Origin of the sequence: Labrenzia sp. THAF35 (assembly GCF_009363595.1) — a bacterium.
GTDB classification, from domain to species: Bacteria; Pseudomonadota; Alphaproteobacteria; order Rhizobiales; family Stappiaceae; genus Roseibium; species Roseibium algicola.
In genome coordinates, this window is sequence record NZ_CP045380.1 from 3,009,057 (window position 1) to 3,022,496 (window position 13,440).

Annotated in this window: 13 protein-coding genes, 1 tRNA gene and 1 pseudogene; 5 read left to right on the top strand and 10 right to left on the bottom strand. The window is 55.4% G+C overall.

The window, feature by feature from the left end; translation table 11 throughout:
* Window positions 1–29: 29 nt before the first annotated feature.
* Window positions 30–776: an SIMPL domain-containing protein gene (locus FIU93_RS13695; RefSeq protein ID WP_075284287.1), complete on the bottom strand. Its 747-nt coding sequence runs from the start codon at window positions 774–776 to the stop codon at window positions 30–32.
* Between the two features lie 150 nt (window positions 777–926).
* The gene (locus FIU93_RS13700; protein WP_152505866.1) at window positions 927–1,994 is read right to left on the bottom strand and encodes an AI-2E family transporter; all 1,068 of its coding nucleotides are present in this window, start codon (window positions 1,992–1,994) and stop codon (window positions 927–929) included.
* A 257-nt stretch (window positions 1,995–2,251) separates the two neighbouring features.
* On the opposite strand from FIU93_RS13700, the gene FIU93_RS13705 reads away from it, so the two are divergent.
* Window positions 2,252–2,328, top strand: a tRNA-Ile gene (locus FIU93_RS13705).
* Between the two features lie 197 nt (window positions 2,329–2,525).
* Here the strand turns inward: FIU93_RS13705 and FIU93_RS31875 are convergent.
* The 3 genes and pseudogenes from FIU93_RS31875 to FIU93_RS31575 form a co-directional block, all read right to left on the bottom strand.
* Window positions 2,526–3,530: pseudogene (locus FIU93_RS31875) on the bottom strand (tyrosine-type recombinase/integrase); the annotation flags it as partial.
* Complete coding sequence (locus tag FIU93_RS13715) at window positions 3,490–3,747, bottom strand: DNA-binding protein (protein ID WP_152505867.1); 258 nt, start codon at window positions 3,745–3,747, stop codon at window positions 3,490–3,492. The gene FIU93_RS13715 and the pseudogene FIU93_RS31875, both read right to left, overlap by 41 nt.
* A 17-nt stretch (window positions 3,748–3,764) precedes the next feature.
* Complete coding sequence (locus FIU93_RS31575; RefSeq protein ID WP_209010360.1) at window positions 3,765–3,977, bottom strand: excisionase family DNA-binding protein; 213 nt, start codon at window positions 3,975–3,977, stop codon at window positions 3,765–3,767.
* 103 nt (window positions 3,978–4,080) lie between these two features.
* On the opposite strand from FIU93_RS31575, the gene FIU93_RS31415 reads away from it, so the two are divergent.
* The 3 genes from FIU93_RS31415 (at window position 4,081) to FIU93_RS13735 (ending at window position 5,399) form a co-directional block, all read left to right on the top strand.
* Window positions 4,081–4,476 (top strand): helix-turn-helix transcriptional regulator, encoded by a 396-nt coding sequence (locus FIU93_RS31415; RefSeq protein WP_173017320.1) that lies wholly within the window; start codon window positions 4,081–4,083, stop codon window positions 4,474–4,476.
* Window positions 4,477–4,483: 7 nt separating this feature from the next.
* Window positions 4,484–4,966, top strand: coding sequence for a hypothetical protein (locus FIU93_RS13730; RefSeq protein WP_152505869.1), 483 nt, complete (start codon window positions 4,484–4,486; stop codon window positions 4,964–4,966).
* Window positions 4,967–5,087: 121 nt separating this feature from the next.
* Window positions 5,088–5,399 (top strand): DUF1778 domain-containing protein, encoded by a 312-nt coding sequence (locus FIU93_RS13735; RefSeq protein ID WP_152505870.1) that lies wholly within the window; start codon window positions 5,088–5,090, stop codon window positions 5,397–5,399.
* A gap of 73 nt (window positions 5,400–5,472) precedes the next feature.
* Here the strand turns inward: FIU93_RS13735 and FIU93_RS13740 are convergent, their stop codons facing one another.
* The 5 genes from FIU93_RS13740 to FIU93_RS13760 all read right to left on the bottom strand — a co-directional run bounded on the left by FIU93_RS13740 (window position 5,473) and on the right by FIU93_RS13760 (window position 12,252).
* Complete coding sequence (locus tag FIU93_RS13740) at window positions 5,473–6,003, bottom strand: GNAT family protein (protein WP_173017321.1); 531 nt, start codon at window positions 6,001–6,003, stop codon at window positions 5,473–5,475.
* Window positions 6,004–6,310: 307 nt separating this feature from the next.
* A complete protein-coding gene (locus tag FIU93_RS13745) occupies window positions 6,311–8,680 on the bottom strand; it encodes an arylsulfatase (RefSeq protein WP_152505872.1) in 2,370 nt (789 codons plus the stop codon).
* 387 nt (window positions 8,681–9,067) lie between these two features.
* On the bottom strand, window positions 9,068–10,231 hold the full coding sequence (locus FIU93_RS13750; RefSeq protein WP_152505873.1) for a mandelate racemase/muconate lactonizing enzyme family protein: 1,164 nt from the start codon (window positions 10,229–10,231) through the stop codon (window positions 9,068–9,070).
* A 111-nt stretch (window positions 10,232–10,342) separates the two neighbouring features.
* Complete coding sequence (locus tag FIU93_RS13755; protein ID WP_152505874.1) at window positions 10,343–11,269, bottom strand: LysR family transcriptional regulator; 927 nt, start codon at window positions 11,267–11,269, stop codon at window positions 10,343–10,345.
* 44 nt (window positions 11,270–11,313) lie between these two features.
* Window positions 11,314–12,252, bottom strand: coding sequence for a LysR substrate-binding domain-containing protein (locus tag FIU93_RS13760; RefSeq protein ID WP_152505875.1), 939 nt, complete (start codon window positions 12,250–12,252; stop codon window positions 11,314–11,316).
* A 220-nt stretch (window positions 12,253–12,472) separates the two neighbouring features.
* Between FIU93_RS13760 and FIU93_RS13765 the strand changes: the two genes are divergently transcribed.
* Entirely contained in the window at window positions 12,473–13,429 is a 957-nt protein-coding gene (locus tag FIU93_RS13765; protein WP_062491461.1) for a tripartite tricarboxylate transporter substrate binding protein, read from the top strand.
* The last annotated feature ends 11 nt before the right edge of the window (window positions 13,430–13,440 follow it).

Below are 13,440 nucleotides of genomic sequence, written 5' to 3' on the forward strand. Positions count from 1 at the left end.
GCCCCGGTTTTTTTGTTTCCGGCGCGTGGTTACTTCAGCGTCCAGCGGATGGTGACATTCGCGCTGATGGTTTCCTCGCCCGCCTCGATCGGCACATCGGCGGACTTGGCCATCATCATGCCCTCGGCGCGCATCATGTAGGGACGGGGCATTTCGGTGCCGGTTTCCGTGATGTCGGCAATGGTGCCGAGATCGACACCGGCAGCGGCTGCAAAGATGCCTGCCTTGTGCCGAGCGTCCTCGACGGCCTTCTTGCGGGCTTCATCCAGTATCTCGTCGGCATTGCTGACTTCAAAGCGGATGGAATCGACCGAGTTTGCACCGCTTTCGACGACAAGCGTCAACAGCCCGCCAAGCTTGGCCAGATCGCGGATCTTGACCTCAACACCGTTGCGAACCTCATAACCGGCAATATCCGGCTGGCTGCTGGAGTTCTTGGAGTGATCGTAGCGCGGGTAGATGCCGAACCCCTTGGTCTGGATGTCCTTGGCTTCGATGCCGTTTGCTTTCACCGCTTCAATGACCTTGGCGATTGCGGCGCTGTTTTCAGCCAGAACATCGGCAGTGGATTTGCCGGTGGTGACGACGCTTGCGGAAATGACGGCCATGTCGGGGGCAACGGAAACTGCACCGCGGCCCTGCATGGTGATCGTGCCGGCCGGCGCCGGGGAATCCTGCGCGACAGCCGGTGCGGCACTCACGAGCGCGGCACTGAGGCCAGCGGCCAGAACAGCCTTGCGCAGCAGGGAGACGGAGGGGAAAAGAGGGGCATTCATATGAACTTATCCTTGATGGAAACAGTTTGTTCGATGGCCGGACACTCGCTTGTGATTGCGGCGGCGTAATGACGGTTGTGTTCATCTGCCGTTCATCGGGAAAACCCGGCAGATGTCCTCGAAGGTTGTTTGAAAATCTTCCCCGGAGGCCTAGCCCGTGGTGCCGGTCTTGCCCGACAGGCCGCCGACCTCGCCGGTCTGCGACAACAGAATCGCAATCGGCCTGGAACCTTCGAAACGGGCGCAGACGATCACGATCATCACCGTCAGCGGGACGCACAGAACCATGCCGACAACACCCCAGATCGCCCCCCAGAAGGCCAGCGACAACATGATGACGAGGCCTGACAGATTGAGGTTGGATCCCATCAGGCGCGGTTCGACCAGATTGCCGATGGTGAACTGGATGAGGCCGAGGCCCGTCGCAATCGCGATGAAGGGACCGAGCGTGTCGTAATAGACCACCGCCAAGAGGCTGGGAAAGATCACGCCGATCAGCGAACCGATGGTTGGAATGTAGTTGAGCAGAAAGGCGATGAAGCCGAACAAGGCCGCGTAAGGCAGGCCGATGGCGATCAGAACAAGGCTGGTCAAAACGCCCGTGGCAACGGAGACGGCGGTCTTGATCGAGAAATAATGCATGATCAAGCGGTTGATCTCGGCCCGCATGGCAAACGCGGCTTCAGCCCGCTCGGGCGAAGGAAACAGGCGTTCGAACTTGCGGTCGAATGTCGACTGCTCGAGCACCAGGAACAGGACGTAGATGAACACAAGACTGGCCGACCCGGCCAGCGTCGTCACCAGGCTCGCCCCCGCGGTCACCATGCGCGGCACGATGGAATCGGGCAGAAGGTCCTTCAACTCGATCGGATCATTAAGGTGCAGTTGGGTGGATGCCTGGGTGAAGAGTTCTTCCAGCCGCCGCTGATAGGTTGGTGCGTCCAGTGCAAGCTGGGTGAGATTGACGGTCACGATGTCGAGCACCACGGTGCTGGCAAAGAAGATCGTCAGCAGTGCCAGTGAAAACGACACCAAACGGGGCAGGCGCCAGCGGCCAAGCGGAATATGCGCAAAGACATGTGCCAGCGAGTTGATCATGTACCAGACGATCAGCGCGATCACGAACGGCAGGATGAGGGACCGCCCGACCACCAGCAGCCAACCGATCATGCACACAAGCAGGACACTCAGCGTGGCGGTGAGAAGCGGTGATCGCATGGTGGCTCCGGCGGGCGAGTTTGGCAGGTCTGTTCCCCGGGCGACTCGTCAAAGGCCCGGCTGCCTCATTTAGACCCGATGGCGCAGGCGAACGGAACCGCTTTTTCCATCAAGGCGATCCAGACCTCTTGAGAAACGCTTCCACCGCGCCAGTTTCCCAACCTTTTTCACCCTGCCGTTGCAAAGCACTTGCCCCGGAGATTGGCCATGGTATAGGGAACCAGACGCAGGGCCTTGCAAAGGCTTCGCCCTGCCGTGGGCCTGTAGCTCAATTGGTTAGAGCCGTCCGCTCATAACGGATTGGTTGGGGGTTCGAGTCCCTCCGGGCCCACCACTCCACTTTTGGGGTGTTGATTTTCCTGCATTTTTTCCTCTTTTTGTCCCACTGGCTTTGACGGAGGAAGAAAGTGGGACATTTTTGCGTTCCGTTGATATTTCCAGGCGATCGAACGCGGACTTCGCCAGCCGTTTCTGTTCCGCCGTTTTGGTGTAGATCCGGGCAGTTTTGGAATCGCTCCATCCGAAGACGGCCATAAGCTGGTATTCGCTGGCACCGGCTTCCGCCAGCACCGTTGCTGCGGACTTTCTGAGGCCATGTGACGAACAGTGTTTCAGGCCAGCCGCATCGCACCAGTCCCGCATTTTGTTGCCAAATCCGTTTGAACTGAAAGGCTTTCCGTACTCTGTCGTCAGAAAGGTATCTTGGCCTTCTGGGACGCCGCGGAGCGCGTCCATGAGGGCTCTTGTGATTGGCAAGACAAGCAATTCATTCTTGCTTCCTTTCTGCGGCACCAGCTTGATTGTGTCGCCATCAAGGTTGTCCGGACCGAGCTGAACCAAATCTGACCTGCGAACTCCCAGGTTATAGAGTAGCTCGAACGCCAAACGGGCTGTGGTGCCGATAGGGTAATGTTCCCGGAACGTCGCTATTTCGCTTGCGGACCAGGTATGAAATCCGTCTGAGCGGTTGATCTTCGAAATGCCTTCAGCTGGATTTCGTGGCAACGGAAACCGCGCCATGAGATCAACGTCTTTCATCGCCCAATTAAAGAGGGCTTTCAGATATTTTACGAGTTTGTCCGCTGCCGCGGGTGTTTCACGGCGTTTCATTTGACTGGCTTCTACATCGGACTTTCTTAGCTTCTGGAACGGCAGGTGGCCGACTGCCGCGCAATAGCGCCCCAAGACGCTGTACTTGTCTCGTTGAGTGGTCTGATCCTGCTGTTGAAACGTCTTGGATCGCTGATACTGGGCAAATAGCCAGCCAATTGAACCTGGCTCCCAGTCACCAGCCTTCTTGGCTGCTGGTTGGTTGACGTTGCCTGCCATAACCCGATGATACTCGGCGACGAATACCTCTGTGATATTGCCCTTCGCGTCGAGGAATGCGGACTGCATACGGTATTTGGGCAAGCCTGGCCGACGCAGATAAAACCGGACGTTGCCGTGCCGATCGACATCTGCCGAACAATATTTAAAGGGTATCTTTTTTCGACTAGCCGACGGCATAGTCGAACGGATTTTCGGCGTCTTCATCTTCTGCAGTTGCCGTCGCTTCGGTCAGGTCATGAAGGCTCGATCGGAGGTCATCGACAAACCACCTTCTTAGTCCACCAATCTTATACCCTCTTGGCATCCAGCCGCGACCGACCCACGTGTCGAAAGTTGTTGGTGAAATGTCCAGCATGTCGGCGGCGGTAGATCTGCTGACAGCCAGCTTTATAGACCTTGTGTGTTTCTGCGAATGGGTCATTGCAGCCACCAATGCCCTCAAGCTCTAGAAGTAGTGTGGGCCGCCGTTTCGCCGATTGGCGGTATCGTATTATTCTTGATGAATTCCTCGATTGCGCCATCTGGAATGAAAATTCCACCACCAATCCTTACGTGTCGCAGTTCGCGATTTTCAACGAGCTTGCGAATACGGCTTATTGGCCAACCTGTCCGGTCTGCCAGTTCTTTAATTGATTCCAATCCCAGAGCCATTGTATCGAATTTTCTCCACTGGTATGAAAAACTTAGCTTTAGCAACGTAGGAAGCTATCATTTCCTACTTAGTACAAAAATCTGTACCGAGGTCAACCCTGAAGTGTCTGAAATTGGCAAACGATTAGCGGTTGTTCGAGAAAGTGCCGGATATTCGCAAATCCCGTTTGCGGAAAAACTCGGTGTTTCCCAGAGCTCCTACAAGAACTACGAACGCGGGGCTTCGCCGGTTCCTGTCGGCTTGGTCTCCAGGATTTGCGAGGAATACGATGTGTCGCCAGCATGGCTCTTGCTGGGTGAGGGACAGATAAAAAGTGAGATGAATGGCGAGCTTGTCGAAGCCGCTGTTCTTGCTGTGGAAAAATTTGCGCAAATGAATGATTTGGAGCCGCCACTTGAGAGGAAAGCCAAATTAATTCGATTTGTATATGAAGAGGTAATTTCGGGAAGAGACTTCGGCGATAAAGAGCTGAGGCGAATATTTAATACGGTCTTGTGAGATCTCTATGAAAAATGAAAAGGCAGAAGTGATTTCTGAAGCACTTCTAACAAAACTCAATCAGAAGTTCTCTGAGAATTCCGAAAACGATAGCAGCGACGGTTTGTTTGGTGGGCTCGCTTTCTACAGAAAGAAGCGAAGGATCCTGAGCGAAGAGGAAATTCTTCAATTCTGGAAACGGAATGTGGTCAGAAGCAAAGTCATATCCTTATGCGCGCTTGTCCTGCCTCTTTTTGCAGCTTTTCTTTTGTTCCACGGGGTTTTGGAGCCGACTGTGGTTTGTTGGATTGGTCTCGGTGGTTTGACGATTTATGCGTTCTGTCAGCTGGTTCTGATTGATGGTCTCGAAAGGCTGCTCGGAACCTGGAGAGCCGCCTCGTTCAGGAAATCGCGAAAATCTGGAGAAAGGGCATGGAAGTTTGTCGATGCCTCAGAACTGACCTTTAGGACCAACACTCCGTTGGACACAGCGGACGGATCGTCAAACTAACTTTGCAACTTGTTGATCCAGTGCTTTTGCGAACTGCAATCCAGATCTTGAAGTGTCCAGCCGTTTGACATGCGGTTTTCTGGAAAATCCCATTCACTCGATGCGCGAAAAGGAGACGGAGATGACGGAAGCAACGGATCGTGCAACTTCTCTGCAAGAGAAGAGCGATGCCAGGCTGTATATCCGCACAAAACCATTCATAAAGGTGGCTATTATGAAGGCGGCAGAACTTTCGGGAATGGGTCTCAGCACCTTCGTGACCACTGCGGCATTCTTGCGCGCGCAAGATGTCATTGCAGCTCATGAAAGGACAGTACTGGCTCCGGACGATCACTCAACATTTTTCGAGGCGCTAGACCGCTCAGCTGCACCAACTGATAGTCTGTTGGGGGCTGCCAAGTTGCACAGAGAGATTGTCGTCGAGGGTGACTGACGGCTTGGGTCGCTCAAACTCGGGCTACACGTTCGTTTCTACGCAAAATGCCCGTGTCAGAGAAATTGTTGCGTCAATCATCTGCCAATCGCCCGAATAGCCGCATGTCGAAGCGCTGGCGCCCTATGATCATTTTCCGCCTTTGAGTTCCCTCGTATCGAAATCCTGCATTGGTTAGAACGCGGCCTGAGGCTAGGTTTCCAGCCAACGTCCAAGCTTCCAGCCGGTAGAGGTTCATTACCTGGTGGCAATGTTTGGTGACTGCGATCAGCGTTTCTGTAGCGTATCCATTCCCCCAAAAAGGCTTGCCGAACTCGTAGCCGATGACTGCTATTGACGCCCGTTTGTCGATTGAGTTCAAGCGAATGCAGCCAAGGAGTTCGCGGGTCTCGACGTCACGTACCATCCAGGCGAAACCCTTGCTTTGCTGAGATAAGCGAACCATCCAGTCCACAAATCCTCTTGCACGTTTTTCGGTTGGCGCGCGAGGTAAGTCGGAGTGTGCCGATGTCTCTGGAGCAGATATGATCGGATAATACTCTTCCCAGTCCTCGGAGCGAACTTGGGTTAACTGCAACCGACGGGTTGTCAAATCTAGAGCCATTCGAAGCTCCAGACACACACACATGCGAAAAATACGCAGGCAAAATGACAGAGTCTTTTCATTGAGAAATTTTTTGAGACAGTTGAAACTATAGGGAAAATGGCAGCTTGTATTTGATGTCAAGTTCGCGACAGGATTTCTGGAGAACTTGTCTGCTTCCGCAATGCAGTCGTAGCGAACTTTATTTTTCACACTAAAGACAGGCAGACGGGATGTAGGAAAGTCGCTCTAAAGTGAAATCACCCACATTTGCTAAGGTTCGTCACTCGCTATGTTGAAGCGCATGCGATCACCGACCACCATCAAGTTATTGAAGTTCTACGGTCACCTTATTGATGGTGCCGCTGAACGGGAAAGGGGCTTCTTTTTCGTAGGCACGAGAAACCGTTGATCCAAGATCCATGCCTATGTCCAAGGTTTCCGTTGCCGAGTATCGCGCGGGAATGACCATCGTTACCTCTCCAGTCGCGACCTCATTTCCATCAACAAGTAGGGTTGCGGTCCCACCCGTGACTTCCTTCCCCGGGTTAAACGGTGCCTGTTCGTAGACCATCTTCACGCTGTGAGTGCCAGGTTCGAGTGGCGTTTCTCCGGCGACACGGTATCGTTCTTTGCCGAAAAAGTTGAACTCATAGACCGGAACGCCACTGTCGAGGTAGAGCGTATAGCCCGCAGAGGAGCCGCCGTTGGCAATTAGCACGCCACTAGCGCCTTCTTGAGACACTTCGATGTCTGCAGTGATCGTATGAGAACGCTGGTAGGCTGGAGCAGCGCTACCCTCAGGCACGCGGACTGTGCCGGAGGTGTATGTGAACACTTTTCGGCCCTTCGTGACCGAAGGCCGCTCAGGGTTTGTCGCACGCTCGGCAAAGCGGTCGTCCAGAGGGTAGACATCGAATTTTTGCGCCTCCTCGTCGAAGAGTGCCTGAAGTTCGGCCAGCTTTTCAGGGTTCTCGGCGGCTAGATCATGCGCTTGCGAAAAGTCTTCCTCGATGTTGTAGAGTTCCCAGACGCTGTCTTCGAACCCCACCGAGCCTGTGAGTACCCATGGAGCGCCATGGAACGAGGCGGCGACCCAGCCGTCATGATAGAGCGCTCTATGGCCGCCGGTTTCGAAATACTGGGTCTGTCGGGTGCCAGGTGCCGCAGCATCGGCGAAGCTGTAATCCATACTGACACCCGCCATGGGTGTCTGCTCTGTTCCGTTCACGACCTTGGGCTCCGGAACGCCGACGGCCTCCAAGATGGTCGGGGCGATGTCCACGACATGATGAAACTGCGTCCGGATTCCTCCACTGTCTGAAATTCGACTGGGCCAGCTAACGATCATGCCGTTCCGGGTTCCACCGAAATGGGAGGGCACGCGCTTCATCCACTGAAACGGGGAAGACCCTGCCCACGCCCAGCCAACGGGGTAATGGTTTTCGTGCAGCGGGCCGCCGATTTCGTCGATCTCCGGCAACTGCGCATCTACCGTGTCCGGTATGCCATTCTGGGTCATCATATTGTTGAGAGTACCAGTGACACTGCCTTCTGCGCTCGGCCCGTTGTCGCCTGCCACGAGGATGATCAGCGTGTTGTCGCCCTCAGGTGTTGATCGAACTTTCTCGATCAACCTGCCTATCTCATGGTCCGTTTGGGCAAGAAAACCGGCGAACACTTCCTGGTGCCTGCTGAAAAGAGTTTGGGCATCCGCGTCAAGCGAGTCCCATGCAGCGATTTCATCCGGTCTCGGTGTCAGCTCCGTGTTCGCGGGGACGAGTCCCATGTCTTTTTGTTTAGACAGGGTCTGTTCGCGTACCGCGTCCCATCCCTGATCGAACTTACCAGAAAACTTTTCGATCCAGTCTTTGCTGACATGCAGGGGGGCGTGGACGGCTCCTGGCGCGAAATAAAGAAAGAAGGGCTTGTCTGGTGCAATCGAATTTTGGCGGTCCAGCCATGCGATCGCATCGTCGACCAAATCGACGTTGAGATTGTAACCGTCTTCCGGGCGCGTTACGGGCTCAACGGGCGTGGTGTTGCGAAAAAGTTGAGGCTCCCACTGGCTAGTTTCTCCACCCTGGAAACCGTACCAGTATTCAAAACCCAGACCAGTGGGCCAGCGATCAAACGGCCCTATTGGTGAAGTCTCCCAATCTGGTGTGTTGTGCCATTTACCGAAGGCTGCAGTGGAGTAGCCTTGATCCTTGAGGATCTCCGCAATCGTACCGGATGAGCGTGGCCATATGCTGTTGTATCCCGGATATCCGGTGGACAGCTCCGTGATCGTACCGAAGCCACTCTGGTGATGATTGCGTCCAGTCAGCAGCGCCGCGCGTGTGGGGGAGCAGATGGCAGTAGTATGAAACCGTGTGTAGCGGAGTCCCTCATCTGCCAAAGCATCCATTGCAGGGGTTGGGATCGGGCCACCGAACGTGCCTGGTTGTCCGAAACCGAGATCATCGATGAGAACCACTAGAACGTTGGGAGCACCTTCAGGAGGTGTGACGGGTTGCGGATAATCCTGCGTCGAACCTTCGAACGTCTCCGTAATCGTCCCTTCGAATGGCGCAGGTGGCAACGGAAGAACAGATCCATCACGGGGTATGTCTTGGGCAAATGCCACGCTCGATGCGCTCACACTCAGCGCAACAATACCACCTTGCATGGTTTGGCGAACGAATTGGTTCAACATTTCTGGCCTCCTGACGGAACCGTCACATTCAACGCACTTAGGTTGCCATACTATTTTAGATTGAGCACCTTCAAAAGTTCACGCGACTTCGTAGCTGCGCCCAGGTGGAACGATTTCAACCAACCAACCTGGAAATTTCGTTGAGCTCTTGAATAGTTGGAGAGTCTGCAATTCCGACTGTAAGTGTGAAGAGCTGCAAATCAGATCAGGGCCCCCATTCCGGACATTATGGTCTGTTGCTCTTAGTATTCAGAGCGGACATTTTTCATGACTCTCCCCAAGGTATGCGTTGTTAACAATGCGCGGTAGCAACCGATTGCCATGCTTAGAGATTGTGGCAATGTCAAACCAAGTCTGAAGACCGCGCCAGTGTGCAGTTGAGAAAATTTAACGTGCCAGGTCGTGCATCACCTTTATCAGGTCCGATTTGCCTTCAAATCCGATACCTGGGAGTTCGGGCATCACGATATGGCCATCTGAAACCGCAACGCCATCCGGAAAGCCTCCATAGGGCTGGAACAGATCCGGGTAACTTTCATTGCCTCCAAGCCCCAGCCCCGCCGCGATGTTGAGCGACATCTGGTGTCCGCCGTGGGGAATACAGCGCGACGGTGACCAGCCAAGCTCATCAAGCACATCAAGGGTGCGCAGATACTCCACAAGGCCGTAGGAAAGGGCGCAATCGAACTGAAGCCAGTCCCGATCCGGCCGCATCCCGCCATAGCGGATCAGATTGCGGGCATCCTGATGCGAGAACAGGTTTTCGCCCGTTGCCATGGGGCCAGGATAGAATTCCGGCATCGCGGCCTGTAGCTGATAGTCGAGAGGGTCGCCGATTTCCTCGTACCAGAACAACGGATATTGCCTCAGCATCTTTGCGTAGGCGATGGCGGTTTCAAGGTCAAATCGCCCGTTTGCGTCCACGGCGAGCTGGGCCTCGCCGTCAATTTCAGCAAGCACCGCTTCGATCCGGCGCTGGTCTTCCGCCAGCGTGGCCCCGCCGATCTTCATTTTGACCACGTTGTAGCCGCGGTCGAGATAACCGCGCATCTCCTTGCGCAAGGCACTGTCATCCTTGCCGGGGTAGTAATATCCGCCGGCGGCATAGACGAATACGCGCGGATTGGCCTCTACGCCCTTTCGCTCGGCGAGCAGGCGGAACAGCGGCTTGCTTTCGATCTTGGCGATCGCGTCCCAAACAGCCATGTCGATCGTGCCGACCGCGACCGAGCGCTCTCCGTGTCCACCAGGCTTTTCGTTCTGCATCATTGCAGCCCAGATCCGGTGGGCGTCCAGGTTCGTTCCTTCGTCGTTCAAAAGCGACGCTGGTTCGGCTTCAAGCACGCGGCCGCGAAAACGCTCACGGATGAGACCACCTTGTCCGTAACGGCCGTTGGAGTTGAAGCCGTAGCCCACGACCCGGTGTCCGTCCCGGACGACATCGGTCACAACGGCCACAAGACTTGCTGTCATTTTGCTGAAATCGATATAGGCGTTCCGAATTGGTGAGGAGATCGGTTTCGTGACCTCACAGATGTCGACGATCCGCATTGGTGTTTTCCTGTTTTGCTGCATGCGTTGGTGTCGACTGGAAAATTAGACGAAGACCGCTTCAACCGGCCAATGCCGTTTCCGGGTATAATTATGCAAAAATTGCATAAATCACATAACGCCGGTACTCACCGTTTTCTGCCAGAATACTTCGCTGTGCGCAGACAGGCGCGAACGAGGGCGGTAGATAACGACCTCAACCAGGATGTCACTGTCTTTCCTTGCGCACCGCACCAGACTTCCACGGGAGAGTTCAGGCTCTGCCAGCGAAAGCGGAAGGAAGGCGACGCCCTGACCTTCTTTTGCCATTTCAAGATTGGCCGAGGCTAGAACGGAGCTCATGGCAACATGAAAGGGCGGGCGTCCGTAAACTGTCCAGTAGGATTCCAGGATGGTGTGCAGCCCTGAGGCGGCCGCATAGGATATGAACGGGATGTCCGGCAGACCGGCTTCGAGGTTCCAGATTGGGTGTCCGCCGGAATCCGGAGCACAAAGCGGGACAAGACTGTCTCTTCCGATCGTATGATAGGTGAATTGCCTTTCCGGCAGAACCGAGGGGCCGACAGGGCCTCTGTGACAGATGAAGAAATTGACATCGCCGCTTTCCATCAGTCGGGTGCATTGGCGATGCGTGTCCGAAACCATGTTGAGCGTGCCGACTTCGCCAGGTCCCGCCACCTGCATCAGCCAACGGGGTACGAATGTGTAGGACAGGGCATGGGTGGCAGCGAGATTGAGGAAACGTTGCGCCTGTCCCGCCGCTTCGAGAGCTTCCAGCCGGGCGTCGGAAAGCAGTCTGACGATGACTTCCGCCCGGGACTGGAACGCCTTGCCTGCCGGCGTCAGGGCAACCTGCCGCGTGGTGCGAACAACAAGGGGGGTCTGGATGGCGCTCTCCAGTGTGCGGATCCGGCGGCTGAATGCAGGTTGGGTGAGGTTCCGATTTTCGGCCGCGCGTGAAAAGTTCATTTCACGTGCCAGTTCGAGAAAGTCCTCAAGCAGCGCCAGATCCATAGACTGACCTTCCTTGCGATCCATGCGATTTCTGCATTAGTAGCAGGTTGCCGCATTCAACGCGATGCCTATTGCCCGCGACTGAGCTGTTGACTGGAGATCTGGAACGGTTCGGCTGCATTCGCTTTCTGTATCCTCTCGGCAAGAGCGTCAACGAAGAGACGGACCTTTGCGGTAAGGTTGTGACGCTCCGGATAGATGGCCGAGATATTCGCTGTCTGGAAATAGTCCGGCAGAACGACCCGTAGGCGACCTTCCCGCACATGACTGGCTATATCCCACTCTGACCGGAGCATGATGCCATGGCCTGCCAGCATCCATTCGCGCGCAATCTCGCCGTCGTTCGAACTCAGTCTGCCGTTCACGCGCGCCGAAACGGCTTCTCCCCCAAGGTCGTCGAACCTCCAGATATCGTAGATGTCATGCTCCTGCCTGAGCACGATGCATTCATGATCCTTCAAGTCCTTCAATAATTTAGGTTCCCCATGCGTCTCCAGGTAAGAGGTGGAAGCACACATGAAACGCCGGTTCCTTTGCAGAAGACGCTGGATCAGGTTGCTTGTCGGCGGATTGCCGAACCGGATGTTCAGATCGAAGCCCTGCTCGATGATATTCATCGGCGCATCGGTCACCACCAGCTGCACGTCGACGTCGGGATACCGGTCCGAGAATTCCGCGACGGTCGGCGCTATGTAGGCCCGGCTGAACCCGAAGGTGGCGTTGATGCGCAGCAGACCACTGGGACGCTCCCGTCCCACACGGAGGCTGTTTTCCAGTTCCTCTATCTCGCCCAGCAGGCGAACCGCCTTCCTGAAATACGCTTCACCTTCGCCTGTAAGACTGACCCTGCGTGTCGTGCGGTTCATGAGGCGAACACCCAGCCTCTCCTCAAGTCGGGCAAGCCTCCGGCTAACAGCTGATGCCGTCACCCCGATTTCCCGCGCTGTCTCAACGAAGCTTTCATGCCTTGCGAGAAGCACGAAAAATCCCAGATCGCCCTCATTCATTGATTACCTCTACGCAATAATGAAGTGCAAAATCTGAATTTAATTATTCTAGAGCAGCAGTCTAGGCTCTTTTTGCCGGTCTGTGAGGAGTGACCGGACCCTGGGCGTAACTAACCTTTCCGCAGGGTAGTAAGCAGATCGTGTCCGCAGGCCATGGCCTATGCGGCGTGCTGCTTCAATTTTCGGTGTGCCGCGCGCGGCATTCCAAGAGGAGGAAACCATGAAGAAAACAGTCGCAACCATTCTTGTCGCGTTGCTGGGGGCCGCGGGCTCCGCTGCCGCTCAGTCGCCGGCGGATTTCCCGAACAAGCCGATGACCTACATTATTCCGTTCAATGCAGGCGGGGAATCCGACATTTCTGCCCGGTTCCAGCAGTCCGAATGGGAGAACGTAACCGGTCAGCAGGTCGTCATCCAGTATCAGCCCGGCGCGGGCGGTGCGCAGGCCTGGTCCCAGCTGAATTCGCTACCGGGCGACGGCTACACAATCATGGGCATCAACATGCCGCATACCGTGCTTCAGCCGCTTGCCGGTTCGGTGGGATATGCCACTGAGGACCTGACGCCAGTGCACTATTTCCACTATACGCCGGACGCAATCTTCGTGCGCGCGGAAAGCCAATTCAACACGCTTGGCGAACTGATCGAATACGCCAAGGCCAATCCGGGCCTCGTCACCTTCGCAGGATCGGGTTCTAATTCGTCGAACAATCTCGCTGCGATCCGCTTCAACAGTCAGGCTGACGTGGTGACGACATATGTTCCTTTCTCCGGAACAGGCCCTTCAATCACCGCGGTCCTTGGCGGCTCGACGATGGCAGGTTTCAACTATGCGACTTCCGGCATCAGCCAGGGGGATGCGCTCAGGATGCTTGCGGTCGCGGCGGAAGAACGTCTGCCCGCCTTCCCCGACGTGCCAACTTTCAAGGAACTTGGCTATGACATCGTCGGCGGTGCCTACCGCGGCGTTGCGGTTCCGGCCTCGACCCCCGAGGATCTGCGCCAGAGCATTTCCGACATCGTGTCGAAGATCAATTCGCAGCCGGATTTCGTCAAGAAGATGGAAGACGGCGGCTTCGTTCTGACCGACATTGGCTATGACAAGATGGATGACTTCGTCGCCAAACGGGTCGAGGAATATACCGAGGGCGCGAAAGCGCTGGGTATCATTCAGTAACGGCATGCGAA